Annotated in this window: 20 protein-coding genes; 6 read left to right on the top strand and 14 right to left on the bottom strand. The window is 38.0% G+C overall.

Features of this window, described 5'->3' with window-relative positions; all coding sequences use genetic code 11:
- Positions 1–53 precede the first annotated feature (53 nt).
- The 4 genes from ACQ334_RS18210 to ACQ334_RS18195 all read right to left on the bottom strand — a co-directional run bounded on the left by ACQ334_RS18210 (position 54) and on the right by ACQ334_RS18195 (position 2845).
- Positions 54–1343 carry a PQQ-dependent sugar dehydrogenase gene (locus ACQ334_RS18210; RefSeq protein WP_430989684.1) on the bottom strand — a complete coding sequence of 430 codons (1290 nt, stop codon included), beginning with the start codon at positions 1341–1343 and terminating at the stop codon, positions 54–56.
- Positions 1344–1362: 19 nt separating this feature from the next.
- Positions 1363–1755, bottom strand: coding sequence for a DUF6941 family protein (locus tag ACQ334_RS18205; protein WP_430989683.1), 393 nt, complete (start codon positions 1753–1755; stop codon positions 1363–1365).
- 92 nt (positions 1756–1847) lie between these two features.
- Entirely contained in the window at positions 1848–2249 is a 402-nt protein-coding gene (locus tag ACQ334_RS18200; protein WP_430989682.1) for a nucleoside 2-deoxyribosyltransferase, read from the bottom strand.
- Between the two features lie 11 nt (positions 2250–2260).
- A complete protein-coding gene (locus tag ACQ334_RS18195; RefSeq protein ID WP_430989681.1) occupies positions 2261–2845 on the bottom strand; it encodes a hypothetical protein in 585 nt (194 codons plus the stop codon).
- A 168-nt stretch (positions 2846–3013) separates the two neighbouring features.
- On the opposite strand from ACQ334_RS18195, the gene ACQ334_RS18190 reads away from it, so the two are divergent.
- Together ACQ334_RS18190 and ACQ334_RS18185 are read left to right on the top strand one after the other, a co-directional pair.
- Positions 3014–3694, top strand: coding sequence for an energy transducer TonB (locus tag ACQ334_RS18190; RefSeq protein ID WP_430989680.1), 681 nt, complete (start codon positions 3014–3016; stop codon positions 3692–3694).
- A 109-nt stretch (positions 3695–3803) separates the two neighbouring features.
- Entirely contained in the window at positions 3804–4229 is a 426-nt protein-coding gene (locus tag ACQ334_RS18185) for a YqaE/Pmp3 family membrane protein (protein ID WP_430989679.1), read from the top strand.
- 101 nt (positions 4230–4330) lie between these two features.
- Here ACQ334_RS18185 and ACQ334_RS18180 read toward each other — a convergent pair whose 3' ends face one another.
- From ACQ334_RS18180 to ACQ334_RS18140, 9 genes are all read right to left on the bottom strand, one after another.
- Complete coding sequence (locus ACQ334_RS18180) at positions 4331–4813, bottom strand: hypothetical protein (RefSeq protein WP_430989678.1); 483 nt, start codon at positions 4811–4813, stop codon at positions 4331–4333.
- A 103-nt stretch (positions 4814–4916) separates the two neighbouring features.
- On the bottom strand, positions 4917–5444 hold the full coding sequence (locus ACQ334_RS18175) for an STM3941 family protein (protein WP_430989677.1): 528 nt from the start codon (positions 5442–5444) through the stop codon (positions 4917–4919).
- A gap of 27 nt (positions 5445–5471) precedes the next feature.
- A complete protein-coding gene (locus tag ACQ334_RS18170) occupies positions 5472–5963 on the bottom strand; it encodes a hypothetical protein (protein WP_430989676.1) in 492 nt (163 codons plus the stop codon).
- A 33-nt stretch (positions 5964–5996) separates the two neighbouring features.
- A complete protein-coding gene (locus ACQ334_RS18165) occupies positions 5997–6470 on the bottom strand; it encodes a RidA family protein (RefSeq protein WP_430989675.1) in 474 nt (157 codons plus the stop codon).
- 12 nt (positions 6471–6482) lie between these two features.
- Positions 6483–6770: a hypothetical protein gene (locus ACQ334_RS18160; RefSeq protein ID WP_430989674.1), complete on the bottom strand. Its 288-nt coding sequence runs from the start codon at positions 6768–6770 to the stop codon at positions 6483–6485.
- A gap of 35 nt (positions 6771–6805) precedes the next feature.
- A complete protein-coding gene (locus tag ACQ334_RS18155) occupies positions 6806–8350 on the bottom strand; it encodes a hypothetical protein (protein WP_430989673.1) in 1545 nt (514 codons plus the stop codon).
- 62 nt (positions 8351–8412) lie between these two features.
- Positions 8413–8886, bottom strand: coding sequence for a CYTH domain-containing protein (locus ACQ334_RS18150; protein WP_430989672.1), 474 nt, complete (start codon positions 8884–8886; stop codon positions 8413–8415).
- 38 nt (positions 8887–8924) lie between these two features.
- A complete protein-coding gene (locus ACQ334_RS18145; RefSeq protein WP_430989671.1) occupies positions 8925–10664 on the bottom strand; it encodes a WG repeat-containing protein in 1740 nt (579 codons plus the stop codon).
- Between the two features lie 54 nt (positions 10665–10718).
- Positions 10719–11375 carry a hypothetical protein gene (locus ACQ334_RS18140; RefSeq protein WP_430989670.1) on the bottom strand — a complete coding sequence of 219 codons (657 nt, stop codon included), beginning with the start codon at positions 11373–11375 and terminating at the stop codon, positions 10719–10721.
- 450 nt (positions 11376–11825) lie between these two features.
- On the opposite strand from ACQ334_RS18140, the gene ACQ334_RS18135 reads away from it, so the two are divergent.
- The 4 genes from ACQ334_RS18135 (at position 11826) to ACQ334_RS18120 (ending at position 15396) form a co-directional block, all read left to right on the top strand.
- Entirely contained in the window at positions 11826–13097 is a 1272-nt protein-coding gene (locus ACQ334_RS18135; protein WP_430989669.1) for a T9SS type A sorting domain-containing protein, read from the top strand.
- A 182-nt stretch (positions 13098–13279) separates the two neighbouring features.
- Entirely contained in the window at positions 13280–14368 is a 1089-nt protein-coding gene (locus tag ACQ334_RS18130) for a nickel-binding protein (protein ID WP_430989668.1), read from the top strand.
- A 139-nt stretch (positions 14369–14507) separates the two neighbouring features.
- Positions 14508–14903 carry a DUF4242 domain-containing protein gene (locus ACQ334_RS18125; RefSeq protein WP_430989667.1) on the top strand — a complete coding sequence of 132 codons (396 nt, stop codon included), beginning with the start codon at positions 14508–14510 and terminating at the stop codon, positions 14901–14903.
- A gap of 157 nt (positions 14904–15060) precedes the next feature.
- Positions 15061–15396, top strand: coding sequence for a hypothetical protein (locus ACQ334_RS18120; RefSeq protein ID WP_430989666.1), 336 nt, complete (start codon positions 15061–15063; stop codon positions 15394–15396).
- 127 nt (positions 15397–15523) lie between these two features.
- Here the strand turns inward: ACQ334_RS18120 and ACQ334_RS18115 are convergent, their stop codons facing one another.
- On the bottom strand, positions 15524–16426 hold the full coding sequence (locus ACQ334_RS18115) for a bifunctional nuclease domain-containing protein (RefSeq protein WP_430989665.1): 903 nt from the start codon (positions 16424–16426) through the stop codon (positions 15524–15526).
- Positions 16427–16442: the final 16 nt, after the last annotated feature.

Raw genomic sequence — 16442 nt, 5'->3', positions numbered from 1 at the left:
AAAGTGGCTACAGAAAGGGATTTAGCTATTCTTAAAAACTGCAACAATGCAGTTTATTTTTTGATAACCCGCCAGATAGTTTTACCGGCATCATCAGCCACAAGTAAGGCCCCATCGTTTGTAAAGGCAACACCAACCGGCCTGCCATAAACATCATTACTCCCCTGGCTTGTTATAAAGCCGGTTAAAAAATCCTGCACCGGCCCCGAAGGTTTACCATTGCTAAAAGGCACAAATACCACTTTATAACCCGAAAGTAAACTCCTGTTCCAGGAACCGTGTTGCCCCACAAACATACCGCCAAAATAGGGCGTTGTTAAATAATCTTTTTTATTAAATACTAACCCTAAAGATGCTGTGTGTGAACCCATTGACACATCCGGAGTAATGGTAGTATTTACCAAATCCATTCTTTCGCCATTCATTCTTGGGTCGGCATTTTTGCCATAATAAGCATAGGGCCATCCGTAAAATCCATTCTCTTTTACGCTGGTGGCATAATCCGGTACCAGGTCATCTCCAAGGTTATCTCTTTCATTTACGGCCGTCCATAATGTATTAGTTCCCGTTGCCCAATCCATACCAACAGGGTTACGCAAACCGCTGGCATAAATTCTTTCTCCGCTTCCATCGGGATTTATTTCCAGGATATTGGCCCTTCTTTTTTCATTATCAATACCGTGTTCTGCAACATTGCTACCCGAACCCACACTTACATAGAGTTTGGTACCGGCTGCATTAGCAATTACATTTCTTGTCCAGTGATTATTATAACCGCCGGCTGGCAGGTCTAAAATCTTAGTACCTTCCGCAGTCATTTCGGTTTGCCCCTCTTCATAAGGATACATCCATAAACCATTCGTATTGCCAACATAAAATTTACCATTCAGTATCAGCATACCCAGCGGACGGTTCAAGCCCTTTAAAAAGACATTTTTTACTTCGGGTATTCCATCTCCGTCTTTATCCCTTAATAATAAAATAGTGTTACTGCTTTTGCCAGGCTTTTTGTCGCTGGCTGTTTTGGTAAACCCATCGCTGATGGTATTGGCCATTGCAATAAAAATATCTCCATTAGGTGCTACGTATATCCAGCGGGGATTATCCAGTCCTTCGGCAAATTTTGTAACTGCAAAACCCTCCGGTGCAATGGGTGTTTTACCCTGGGGCCAGCCAATGACTTTAGGTACATTTCTTACTGAAGGTGTGGCAAACGGAGCAGGTAACCGAATTGTTTCAGCAGCAACCGGCTCACCCGTAGCAGACCTGCTGATCTTTGTGTTTTTGCAAGCGCCAATGCTTAACACAAACAGCAGGACAATAGAGTGCTGTTTACCTTTCATCGTTGATAGTATTTAAAAGTTACATTACCTGGTTAAGGAACAAAGAAAGCCCGCTCTTCCATTCTCCGTCTATATGCAATTCAAAAGCATAGCGGCCGGCCGCGGCAAACTGCAGCTGGTTAAAATTAACTACTAAATTAATAGCAACAACCTGGCCATTTGCAGGCGGTGGTATGTTGATATTACCCTGGATAGGCTGTATGGTTTCCTTACCTGCAGGATCTGTCATGCGTAGTTTAAAATCGTGGTCGCCCGCTTCTTTAGCCGCAAACCTTAACCTGCAGGCTACTGCACAGGCAGGGTGTTGTACCGGAAACTGCCTGGCGTTGATACTATCGAAAGTGCCAACAATCGTCAGCTTGGAATTATTATCCTGTGCAAAATCACAAAGTGTGAATATTTCTATTTCCATTTTTTATTTTTTGTAGGTGTAAAATTACTGCTTGCCCAATAACTAATACTTATTTTATTTTGGCGGTAAGATCAGCTTATAAAAATGGCTGTCTATCTTTTTAATACCGATACCATTAAGGTGTGAAGTTGTTGTTGCAGATCATTGGCATCAGCATAAATAACATGGAAGTCGCTTATGCCTGCAACTGTAGTGGAGTGTGGGGCATTTTTTTGCCGCATATATATTACAGGCACCTGTTTAGCTTTTGCATACCCCACTTCTACCCCAATGCCAATGGCTTTGTGAGAAGTTTCGGCGATCACTATATCGCTGTTATCTATAGCAGCCATAGCTTGTTGCATCATTTGCGTTTCTTCATCCGGAGCAAAATGATAATGATCTGCAAAAACAAATGACTCTACAGAAAACTGTTTCAGCGCTGTGGTAATAATGTCAATCACATCATTTACACTTTGTCTTTTGTTGAAACTAACAGCAATATATGCTTTCAATATGCAGCTGATTAATGTTTGGGAAGTGTGATATTGTAATCTTTATTAAGCCCTTCATAAAAAGTAGCCAGCCTTATTGAATCTCTCTGCATTAGTCCATGCATTTTCCTTGATACATCCTCCTTTTGTTGTTGCTGAAATACTTCAACAGATTCCGGTGTTTGTTCTGCAGATGAAAAAGTAATCATATCGTCGATCATTTTACCCATGATGGGTTTCATATCCTTTATCTGTTGCTCAACAATATCGATGGTGGAATACACCCGTTGATCTGCATTAGGCTCCTTTTTTATATTTTCCATATTATCTATGGTAATATCTATTTCATGGTAAATATTATTACGCAAAGTTTCTATTTCCATAGTTGTATCTACATGTTCAAATTCTTTAAATACGGAGCTTAATATCCCCCTGTTTTGTACATATGCCGTCCAGGTTTTTATAGTGGCTTCTTTTTTCTTTTTAAAATCAGAACCTTCATTTCGGTTGAATCCCAAAAAATAAATTATAGTTGCCGCAAGTACAGGTGTCACAACACCGATGCCGATATTCCTGGCAATTGAGGCGGGTGAATGGGGTGATGGTTGCTTTTCCATTTCAGGTTTTTAGGTTCGCTAAACTAAAAAAAATAATTGGTTTATAATATACCCATGAACACTGAGTCTGCCAGCTGCACTCAACCATGCTGCAGTACATTGAAAAATATCATTTTTTAATATACTAACGCAATGAAAATATTTTATCTTTCCAAAAAAATAAAGACAATGCACCCTTTAAAAACATTTACTCTTTTTGTTTCCCTTTTTAGTGCCACCATTAGTTTTGCCCAGGATACCCCGCCACCCCCGGCTGATAACGGCGATTCCGATGACAAAATATTTAGCCGTGTAGAGCAGGAAGCTGCATTTCCCGGCGGTTTGGATGGCTGGAAAAAATACCTGATGAAAAACCTGAAAGCTGATGTACCGGAAAAAAATGGTGCCCCGGCAGGTTATTATACAACTGTAGTAAAATTTATTGTAAGTAAAGATGGTACCCTTACCGATATAAAAGCTGAAACAAAATTAGGTTATGGTATAGAAGACGAGGTGATTCGTGTAATAGAAAAATCAGGAAAATGGATTCCTGCTCAGCAAAACGGCAGGGTTGTAAATGCTTACAGAAGGCAACCAATAACTTTTGCAGTAATTGATGAAACTTTTGATATCACCACTAAAGTACCGCACCTGCTTTTTGCAGCAACTGATAATATTATAACCGTGACCGCTGAAAAAGTAAAACCTGAAGACCTGCAATTGACCATATCAAAAGGCACCATTAAACAAATTGCGGAAGGAAAATTTATAGTTCGTGTTAATGACCCGGGCAGAGTGGTCATAGAGTTATTCAATACCAAAAAAAATAAGAAGATTGGTGCTGCAAGCATAGAGGTGGTAAAGCAATAATACAATTTATACACACCAACCGATGCAACCTGTATATTTTTTTTACGTCTATTAAACTGAATCAGATAACTTTATGCCTTCGGCATTTTAACAACCAAAATATACTTTTATGAAAAAAACCGTTTTCGCACTCACAAGTTTGTTTTTTGCTTTTACACTATTTTTTAGTCCTGCTTACGCTGCGGTAGCGCCGGGAGAAATTGCCGGACCAGGCCCAAGGGTAGCATTACCAGATTCTGCTTCTTTAAAATCGGCAATGGCAGACTTTAAAAGTCTTTCCCATAAAGAAAAAAAAGAACGTTTTAAAGATGTAAAAAAAGAATTGAAAGCTTACAAAGCAGCCAAAAAAAGCGGTGGAGAAACCAGTACTAATACCTTGTTATTAGTAATATTAGCCATCATTTTACCACCATTAGCGGTGTACCTTCACCAGGGCGAGATCAACAGTAAATTCTGGATCGATCTGTTACTTACATTACTTTTCTGGTTACCGGGTGTTATCTATGCATTGATAGTAATACTTGGCGCAGATTAATCTGCTACAGATTACAGCAATAAATAAAATAAATCAGCCCGTGATTTTAAAAACTCACGGGCTGATTTATTTTAGAACGTTACCATTGTCCCCAGCCACAATTAATCCCTGTCTTTCCATTTACCATGTCCGTGGCCACGGCCACGATCGTAGCCACCATGTTTATCCTGGTTTCTCCAGCCATAGTGATTGCCATTATCGTGCCTTTCCCATCTGTCACGCAATATTACCTGGTCTCTTCTGCCACGGTACGATGCATACCTTGACCTGTATTCATCACAGCGCAGGTAAGGGCGTGGCTCATTCACCACTACTTTATAACAGCTGTACAGATCATAATCACGGTATTGCGACGGTAAAGAAGCAGAGAACATCCAGTTGCGGCCCTGCAGATAAATAAATTGCCTTTGCGGCACACTATAATACACATCCATATCGGGCATGTAATAATATTCTGCATAATCGTACCCTGCCGGGCCCCATTGAGGCTGCGTATTAATATTAACATTTACCCTTACCTGGGCTTGTGCATTGTAAATAAAACCGGATAAAATGAATGCGAAAAAAACTGAAAGCTTTTTCATAGTTATTACGTTTGATTCGCAACAGGATTGCCAAATAAAATGCCAGAATTTACAAGGCTGTAAATTATTGAGCTGTTTTATTATAAAGGAATGTTAAGAATACCTATAACGCCGCAGCAGGAAAATTGCAACGCTCGTTAATAATTTTGATGAGTTCATCTGTAGAAATATCAAGGGTATTGGTATTGATGCTTAGCGGGGTGCCATGCATTTTATAATTTACCCACATGGATTTGCGGTTAATGGTCTTAGTTTGCCTGTCGATATATTCCTGCGGATTAGTAACATGTATCATCAACATTCGCTGGCCATGCGTTGTAAATACAGAAAGTTTTGTAATGTCTCTCCAGAAAATTTCGGTATTACCTGTTTTATCGGTGATACCCAGTTTATCGATGATAAGCTTAGGGCTTTTATCCCACATTTTATAAACCAATATAATCGCTGCGATAGAAAAGAAACTGATAAAAAAATAGCCTAACTGTTTATAGGTTACAGTAAGATTGAAATCGCTGAAGTACAATGAATCCTGCAAAGTAGTGCAAAAAATTCCTGCTGCAACAAATGCCAGCGCCACACAAAGAATGAGGCGTAACTTTTTTTTACTGAACGGAATCAGAATTTCTTCCATACTAATTATTATTGTGGTTATGGGGAATTACTTTTTATCTTTCATTGCTGCTGCTACCCATTCTTCCAGTTTACCTTCCTTTTCCTGCTCAATTACTTTGGTAAGATTTTTATTATTTTTTACATCGCCTCCCAGGTTAAAGCAATTTATAGCTGCCCTTATGCCGGCAACATTACATTTAAGTTCGTCTTTGCTGTAGTTATTTTCAAGGCAATACCTGCTGTATCCTGCCATAAATAAAATAGTGAGCTCGGAATTTTTATCAAATAGTTTTAAAATTGAAGCCCTGACCTCTACCGTTACTGTCGGGCTATTGATTACCCATGCAGTAACCCAGGCATCCAGTTGTTTTCTTTTGTCTGTATCTGTGCCGATAGCTGTGGTTTCAAGCCATTTTTCGGCAGCGATAAAATCTTTTTCTGAACTTACAAATTCTTCCTTTGTGGTGGGCAATGCAGGCACCTGGGCAGTTACAGTTATAGTAGTTAATAAAAGCAATGCAATGAATAGTTGTTTCATTTTTGTTTTCATTTTATTTTAAAGAAAACGTATTTATTTTTTTGGAATTATGGCAGTGGCTTCAATCTCAATCAACAGATCATCTCTTACTAATTTACTTACCTGTACCAAAGTACTGGCGGGTGGATTTTCAGAATTGATAAATTTATTTCTCACTTCCCTTACTGCCTGTACCTGCGATACATCCAGCATGTAGATCCCGATCTTTACTACATTTTTCATTGTGCCTCCCTGGCTGGCTACAATGTTTTTAATATTCAAAAACACCTGTTCGGTTTGTTTTGCAATATCTGCTTTGCCAATTAAATTACCGGCACTGTCCAGTGCTATCTGCCCCGAAATGATAATCATCTTACTATTACCAAGATCTATCACTGCCGCCTGGGAATACCCTTTTGCTGCTGCAACCGATGAAGGATTCACAAATTGTATTATTGAAGTATCTTTTTGTGCAAAACACTGTAACACCAATAACAATAACGGAAGAGCCATTATTTTCTTCATCATTTGCTATACTGTTTATTTGTCAGTTAATAAAGAACCTATCCTTTCAATAATCAGCCCGTAAAATAAACAATTAATAAAAAGCCCCAACACTAATAAACTACCACTACCGGAAAATATTATCCCAAACAAGGTGTGCGTAGGGAAACGAAAAATATAGAATAGCCTGGCCAGTATCACCCCTATCACATTTCCTCCCAGCGTACCTTCATCTTCAGCAAAAGCGGCAAAAAAACTTATTGCCGTTAAAATGCCGGTAATAAATACAGCAATGATAAATGTTACTGAGTTAAATTTTTTCACATTAATTTTTAAGTTTATCATCAATTGCTAAAATACTAATCCAGGTTATAATAAGTGTACTGCAATTTCATTTTAGCGCCGGGGGCCACTTCTACCTGCCAGTATAATTGAGATATGGTATCATCATCATCTTCTGATTTTATTTTGCGGCTTTTACCGTTATTATCAGCCTTAACAAATATGCCGTCAATTGTTTTATTTATCCTGATGGTTATTTTTTTGTCTTTATAGTTCATAATATTAATAACCCCGTTATGCGTAACTTTTTCATAATACTCTGTAGCATTTTTTTTGACGGTACTTTTTTCACGGCCACTTTCTTCTTCCTCATTTTTTACCTGAACATCTATTGCCTTGGACAATTGCATTTCTGAACTGCCTTTTACCGGTGTGTAATTAAGTTGTGCCTGTGCCAGGGGCTGTCCTGCGGCATTCATCACTAAAACAGCACCGCTGGTTAATGGGGCACTGGTATTATTGTTTACCAAAAAGCTATGATAGGTTTGTATGGAGTTAGCACCTTCCAGCATAGTACTGTGTAAAGGCAGGCTGGCTGTATAAATTTCTGAGTATGAAATTGCAGCAGTCATTACCGGAACAATTACCCGGGCATTTTTCTCCAGATCAATTACACCTAACTGGTAGTAATACAGGTCTTCCAGTTTCTGGCCTGCTTTACCGGGATCATCGGCATCATTGTCATTGCCAGCCCAGTTATAAACATTACCAACGGCTTGTGTACTGATATTAACTGTATTTAATGTATTAGAAAGGCCATTATTATCGTAGCGGCTGCCCAGTAAACTTTCGTTCAGGTATTCTATGCAGGCAGGGTCGAGCCTTTGCCCGTAAAACATTTCGGGATTACCAATAATAATATCAACCGGCATATTGCTGTATTCTGTTTCGCCATTTACAATAGTGGCTTTCATTTCCAGCCTGGCTTCTTTATCATTTACAACTGTAAACAAATAAGAGGGAAACCATTGCACGCCTTTTTCTAAACTGATGGTTGAAACGACTATATTATCAGCCTGCTTATTCAGTTTTACTTTTGCAATGGGAATAATACTATCTCTTAAAATAGTGTTCTGAGGATTGCCTGCTGTTTCCATCCAATCAAAACCTGCAACTCCGGCTATAACTGTTTTACCATTTGCAATTGCTATTTTCATTGTTGCAGAAGCTGCATCGTACTCCAGTAATTTACCGCTCAGTTTACGCAACTCTGTATTTTGTGCATTACCATACAGCGTGATATTTTGTCCTACATTGGCCTCTAAAAATTCCCCGATTGCGTGGGCTGTGTGGCTGGTTTTAAAAGTATCTGTTTTTACCACAATGGATTGAAGCGTCGCCTCTTTACCTACAAATACCCAGTAAGTGCCCATCAATACTTTATCAGGTGCTTTGATATAAAAACTTTTTTCGGTAACATTTACCAACCCTTCTCTTTTTACAAAGCAGGTGCCGTTTTTAAAAATGCCCAGCCGGGTGGGGTTTAAGGCTTGTAGTTTTTTTTGAGCGGAGAGTTGGAGTATGCCAATGCCTGCAATAATAAAAAGGAGTATTTTTTTCATGGTATAGTGACTGGTTTAGTGGAATAATTAATTAAAAAACAAGGATGCACTTTTACCTTTTTTTACATATCCCAATTTTTATAAGGACGAATAGTTAAATTAGAATTATAATATTTTTCGTCACCAGTAACCTCACCTGTTACCCATTCAGGAATATCAAAGGATCCGTCTTCACTGGTTAATTCTATTTCTGCAACAATAAGCCCTGCATTGCTACCTGCAAACTCATCAACTTCCCAGGTTTTATGCCGGTGGATTATTTTATACCTTGTTTTTGATAATTCTGTAACGGCAAACTTATCTAATAATTCTTTAGCATCCTCTTGTGGAATTTCATATTCGTATTCGGGTCTTGTTGCTCCAACTGAAAGCCCTTTAATAGTAAGGTAAGCATGATTTGCTGTCAGTCTTATCCGTATAGTTTTTTGGGGATCCGTTAATAAATAACCTTGCCGGTATACATCTCCGGCAGGTTTTTCAAGTTTCCCCCACTTTGTGTGATCTACTAAATACTTTCTTTCAATTTCCTGTGCCATAAATAAATACCTTAATTATGTTTATACCAAAATCCATACTAAAGGGCAGTATTCTTATCCAAAAAATAATACCTGCCTTTTTCATTGCTATACCCTTTAAATTTAAAATGGTCATCGTATAAACCAATTAATTTATAGCCTTTATAATTATAGTAATCGGGATAATAAAAACAAGGTGTAAATAAAAATACCGGCGTAATGATTTGCTGAAATTCATTCGTTTTAAGATTACGGTTATAACTAAAATCGCCAATTCCGTAGCGGCCATTTTTTTTGAGTATAATAAATTCATCTTCCCTTGGATGACTACTTTGTATATTATTACGGGCTACCATTTCATATTCTATCGGAATAAGCGTTTGACCTAACATGCTTATCACACCACATTTACCGTTTTGATACACGGTAAGCATGGCATCGTGCTGGCGGCTGTAAGGGTACGGTTTATTATAATTGTATTTTGAATCAGCTTCCCTGAAAACAAAACGATAATCATCAGTTGTTGTGGTCATGCTCATATTTTTGGTATCCAAAAAACGTATGCCTGCACAGATGGAATCATATATCAATGGAATAAACACTTTGCCATCGGGTTCTATCACACCAGATTGTGATTTACCATTGACCGTTTGCCAGGCAATAAATTTCTGGCCGAAATAAATCAATGAATCATAGATAGCCGGGCCAAATTCCCCATCTTTTATCAATCCAAATTTTTCCTGCTTAAACATTAACGGACCGTACTGGATATTGCTATGCTGATTTTGAAAAAAAACTTTTGCATCTGCCGGCAATACCATAACCTTACTCTTAGTACTTTCAACAAAATAATAAACGGAGTCTTTTATCAATTGGTGACGTGTGACAACAGGAAATGTTCTTTCTTTTACAGGCAAAGGAGGATCAATGTCCGGTACTTTTGTTTCATCACCATTGAAAGTAGAATAAGACTCTATAACCCGTTCAGGAACCACATCGCTTTCGTTACCATTTCCATATCGCTTATGCTTACCTGAAGAATTACCAACATCCGGAGCTGAGATAATAAATTTGCCGGAACTGTGACTTATCAGTTTGGTACTAACAACAGCATTCCTGTCGGTAATTTCAAAGGCAATACCATTTTGTGCATTGTCAGGCAGGAATGGTTTTATTGTATACGCATCCTTCACCAGCCAATCACTGATAATCTGTTTATCCATATCGAATACAAACACAGTTTTTGTTTTTTCAAAATGATTGGCCATAAACAGGATATAACGAGCCCTGTTTTTACGGAGGCTGCTTTTACCGGTTGTATCCATTTTTTCTATACGGGTAAAATCAGCCGGGAACACATTATTTCCATTGATATCAAACAAGCTGTAAAATCTTTCCTTTGTTTGCAGGCGCTTAAATTGTTCTTTGGTATAGCTCCTGCTTCTTTCATCCGATTTTGCTACAATACATCTGTCCAGTATGATTTCATAATTCCGGTAAGGCTCATCTTTAAGTATCACTTTGCCCTGGTGTATCAGCCCGGTTACTGTAATGGTTTCGTTACGGATAAAAAAATGTTTAGGAGAGGTTTCAATAGTATCATTCAGCACTACTTTTTTACCGGTTCTAAACCATCCCTCCTGCAGCCATTCCAGGTAATCATATTCCGGTGCTACAATCATTTTACCATCTTCATTACTTAATCCATATAAATTACCCACCCGATATGGAATAAGTATTTGCTGAGCCATGGCTGAAGAGCCGGCACCCAGTAACATGAAGAACAGTATATATTTCATAGTTTAAAGTTATACAAATAGAAAAATCATTTATTGAAAGAGAATTGCGCATTATTATTTACCATACTTATCCCACCAGCGTAAAAATATTTCCCGGGCCTGCAGAAAAATTTTTCTATCTGTCATATCGGGAAATAATGATACAAAATACTCAGGTGCATAAGACCGGATCATCCTGCGTTTATTTTTAAAAACAATATCAAACCTGTAATTCATATCATCAATAACGCCGGCATTGATATAAGCTGTATCGCCGTTATAAATTCTCCTGATAATTTTTCTTATCTGATTAAGTGAATCATTATGTAAAGACCAGAAGTGAATAGCTGTTAAGCTATCAAATAATTGTTGCACCTCCCGGTGATGCAATTTAAATTTTGCCTTGTACCATGTTCCGGTGCGGACAGTATCAGTTACCACTACCTTTGTTTTTTTATTAAAAGTGCCCCGGATGCTATAATTACTGAAAGTGCAGGAAGACCATTGCCTGTTATTGTAAGAAATTATTTTGTAACTATACGTAGGGCAATCGTGACAAAATCCTCCTTCCTCTTTATACGCTAAAACACAGGTTTGTTTTTTTATAAAGGAATCAATGGGCTGCAGGTCTGCAGCATCAACTGCTGTATAATTGGGAATGACAGCAGGAAACTGGCAAAGTGCACAAAAATGAGCTGCCAGGCTAAGCGTTATTAGTGCAATTGTTTTCATCGTTACTGATATATAAATATAGCCCATAAACCGATATAATATGGCAGGCCGATCGGCTTACGCCTGTTCAATTATTACAACCGCATCACCAGGCTGGTTATTGAAGCTACCTGATGTTATAAAAAGCATCTCATGGTTAAAAAAGAACCTATATCGGCGCAATATCAAGCCAGGCAAGGGATTGCGTAGTATTTTTTTTTCGATAATAAGTATCTACAAATCAGCGATATAGGTAGTTTTACTTTTGAAACCGTAAAATTACTGCCTCAAAAGCTTGCGTTTTCCGAAAACGCATATTATGTTTGTGTTGAATTTGATGATGACCATTACCTCGGTTATATCAACATTCAAGATCCGTCCAACCTCCTGATACAGCACCCGGTTTTGACTGAAACCAAAACTGCCCTACTGTAGAATTACCAATTATTAACGTACCAAACCCACAAGAAAATGAAAACTAATTCTACATTCTTATGCATAGTATTTTTTACTATTGCCACTTTTTCTTCTCTTTTTAATACAGCCAGTGCCCAGTGTGTTGCACCAGGAATGAAGTTTAAAAACCCCGTATTAATTTCAGGGTTACCCAACCAGGTTGGTTCTATTTACAAATTCCCTTCGGTAATAAGCGGCGTAGATGCCATTGTAAAAGTAACCGGCAAAGCTGGTGGTGCCACACTTACCAGTATTGATGATAATACTTATGGCTACAGCGATGCATGGCAACCGGTAGTAAAAACACCTTTAACCCAGGGAGCTATAGAATCCTACGTTAGTTTTGCAATAGATTTTGTTAAAACAACTGATGGTTCGTCTCATGTTTTTATTTGTTTTACCTTATCAGCCATTGATGTTGATGGTGATGCTGTACATGTAAGAGAGATGGTTGCAGCTAATGATTTTTCAACTTACGGGGTATCCAATGCCACCACGCTTACCTTAGCTAATCAGAGTGGTTTACTAAAAGCTACCAGCACTATTGTAAATTTTCCTGGTATTGATACTTCGGCCTACGTATCTAACATCAATTACAAATATGTAAACAAAAGTAAAATAGGCGAAGTAAGAATAGGCAGTGTAACTGATCCAAGCTTCACGGTACAAGACAGGTATAGCTGTATTTATTTCAAACCGATTGTTATACCTAATGTAGTAGTACTGCCGGTACAATACTTATCACTAAGTGCAACCGGTACTAATAATAACATTGTATTGAACTGGCAAACCAATGAAAAGACAGATGATAATTCTTTTACCATAGAACGTTCGTTTGATGGTAGCAGTTTTGTACCTGTGAATACAGTAATAGAAAAATCAGCACAAGAAAACCTGAGTGCCTACCAGGCCACTGATATAGCACCGGAATTTACCAATCAACAATACCTGTATTACCGGATCAAACAAACGGATGCTTCAGGAAAAGTAAGCTACAGTAATTTAACCTATGTTCATTTGCAAACAACGCCGGTTGAAAAAATGAGGACTACTCCTAATCCTTTTACAGAAAAAATTACTGTACAGTTTAACAGTGATAATAAAGGAACAGCAGAAATACACATTGCCAATATTGCAGGCAAGGCTGTAATAAGTAAACAATTCGCCATTAATAAGGGAATCAATATTTTAAATGTAGATGGCCTTGTTACACTTACACCAGGCATATACATTGCCCGCCTGGTAGTAAACGGCGTAACTGTTGAAAGCAAGAAAATTATCAAATAGCACATACATTTTAATACCATAAAACTTTAGACCAATCACCAGGCAGCCGTTTTAAAAGTAAAATTTTAGAGCGGCTTTTTTATGCCTGAAAGTTAATAACTATCCCTGTTCAGGTACTTCAGTAATACTAAAAAAACATTAACTTCATTTTCAGCTAATGCATACTCCTTATGCCTATTTACATGGATGTACATATTATACCGGGTGTAAAAGCCAGGGATGTGGCCCAGGCTCATACAATGGACCTGGCGCACCAGGAAGAGCACCAATGCAAATGCATGACCTACTGGATAGATGAAGAACGTGAAAGTGTTTTCTGCCTTATTGATGCTCCCAATAAAGAAGCGGTGGAAGAACTGCATTCCCAGGCACATGGCCTTATTCCCAGCAAGATCATTGAAGTAAAAAGTACATTGGTAGAATCTTTTTTAGGAAGAATATATGACCCTGTAAATGCCGAGACTACTAATGAAGGATTAAAAGTTTTTAGTGACCCTTCTTTCCGCATCTTGCTGGTTACAAAAACAGCCGACCCTCTTTTATTAAAATATAAATCAGGGGCTGCAAAAACTGAAGAACTACTACACAACCACAATAAAATAATACGGCAAAAACTACAACATTTTGGTGGCAGCGAAGCAGAGCATGGAGGCGCAGGATTTATTATTTCCTTTACTTCTGCCAGTGCAGCTGTTTCCTGTGCGTTGGCAATACTGGATGCTGTAAAAGCCGCAGGTGCCAATGAACTGGATTTGAGAATTGGTATTAATGCAGGTGAACCTGTTGAAAAAAGCAACCAGCTATTTGGTGATACCTTACAGTTTGCACAAAACCTTTGTGCTATTGCCGGCACTATGCAGGTGGCGCTCAGCAGCACTGTAAAGCAACTGGTTTTAAAAGATCATTTTCAAAAAGGGAGTAATAATTTTTTCACTTTATCAACACAAGACGAAAATTTACTGCAGTCATTACATAACATACTGGAAAAAAACTGGTGTGATACCGGGTTTGATATCAGCAACTATTGCCAATCTATGGCCATGAGTAATTCTCAATTATACAGGAAAACGATCTCCCTTACCGGCCTGTCGCCTAATTTATTTTTAAAAGACTACCGGCTTGAAAAAGCAAAAGAACTGATGAATAAAAAACATTACAGTATTTCACAAATAACATTCGAATCCGGATTTTCGAGCCCCTCCTATTTTACCAAATGTTTTAAAAAGAAATACGGCCTGCTACCCATGGCTTACCTTGAGCTGTTGCATTAATACTATTATAGCTGGTTGAATTTTACCATTGATTGAACGATTTGTTGCAGGTGCTGTACCATTTATTGAATGATTTGTTACAGCCTTTGGCCTGTTGGTGAAAGTATCTTTGAGCATCTTCTCACCTAAAACAAATTGTATGAAACTGAACACTAAAAAATTTGCCTTACTATTAAGCATTATGTTTTTTACTGCCTATGCCGCAGTGGCGCAAAACAATCCTGTAACAAATTCATCAACCACTAAAAACACAACAACAATGAAAACCTATCTCATTGAAAGGGACATCCCTGATGCTGGTAAATTAACGCCTGAACAATTAAAAGGCATTTCACAAAAGTCATGTTCGGTACTGAAGGATATGGGGCCAAAAATTGAATGGCTGCAAAGCTATGTTACCGGCAACAAAATATTTTGTGTGTACAGGGCCGAAAGTGAAGAGCTGATAAGAGAGCATGCTAAAAAAGGTGGCTTTCCTGCCAATGTTATTACAGAGATAGCAACTGTTATAAGCCCTGCTACTGCTACACAATAAAAATTTTAAATAGTTTTTGTAAACGCCTGTTATGATAACAGGCGTTTGTTTTTTACATACCACCATAATCATTTACCGCCAGTAATAAATTGCTTAGTGCAAGGATTGCAGAGATTGAAAAGAAGCATTACATTTATGCTACCTTAAACCAACACAAATGAAAAAGTTGTTCAGCTACCTTGGCTATGCTTTGTTACTGGCCGTTATAATTGCACTATTTACTGCTACCGGAAAAGAACAATGCAAACAATATGTAAGTGATAAATTACCTGCCGGTAGTTTTACCGGCCTCACTGTTTCTGAAGCGCCTTTTAAATTTCTGGGCGCCCAATTATTCGGCATCTATACCGTTACTTATTTTAAACCTTCCCATTTAAGTTTGCAGCAACAGTCTGCTACTACTAAATCTCCTGCTGTGGCCGCATTAATGGCTACAAGCGGTATGCAATCGGAAACTTATATTGGTATGTTTAATACTTTTTTTAAATGGTAGACTGATTGTTGTAAGATAAATATGTTATACCCTGTCAAAACCTGATTGAGTTTTGGTAAGGCTTCCACCAGGAATAACAGTGACTTACTTTCTAAATACTGTCGGTTATCCTTATGCAGGGCCAGGATCAGTCCATTTCGATACCGGCTGCCCCTAATACAGCAGCACTGGTATAAATAGGCGCCTTTGCAATGAGAGCAAGAGTTAATGCGTCTGAAGGGCGGGCATCTAATATAAATTGTTGCACCCCATTGCCAATTACAATTTTTGCATGAAACACATCATGCAGCAGTTTATTAATATGTACTTCCTCCACATGATATTGAGTAGCTGTAATAGTTGAATATAATATATTATGCACTTTGGGTCTGTCTAAAACTATTTTCTCCACCACTTCATAAAAATGTTGCAATTCTTTACGTAACGCCACAATGGGTAATTTGCGTTTATCGGTTAAAGTACCTAAAATAATAGCTACAGTATGTTGTTGAGTAGCAGATTCACTTACAGACTTGAATTCAAGTTGTATTTTATCGTATTGTAATGCCCCAAAATCATTTTCTTTCTCTTTAGGCACTTCACTCTCCTTTAGTTCGCCTATCGCGGAATAATAAGCCATCATTTTCATATCGCAATAAGGCACTCCGGCAAAATACTTAGCTATTTCACTTTCATTATCCTGTATAGCTGCTAAAAAAATATGTGCAGGACGGATTGCATTTGCTCCATAATGTAAATAAAGACTAAGTGATCTCCTTATCGCCTTTGCTAATTCGGCACTTAATGGAACCACATCCTGCTTTTTTCCGGAACCCCATATTTTTTTTACCCTGTAACTTTCTTTTAATTTTTTCAAAACAGATTGATCATCAAAAAAGTTATTAAAGGAGCCGGTTAAACCGGCTGCACAATCTGCTAACATAAAATGAATGGAGGAAATATAATCAAAACCTGTTTGCAACGCTATTTCCCTGGATGCGCCAATGAGTTGCCGGGTTTCATCCGAGAAATGTTTTTCTATGTCTTCCATATTTAAGGTTCAGTTA

The sequence above is a fragment of the Ferruginibacter sp. SUN106 genome, from assembly GCF_050611765.1.
GTDB lineage: Bacteria > Bacteroidota > Bacteroidia > Chitinophagales > Chitinophagaceae > Ferruginibacter.
Note: the sequence above shows the minus strand (reverse complement) of the source record. Positions and strands in the feature narration are given on the sequence as shown.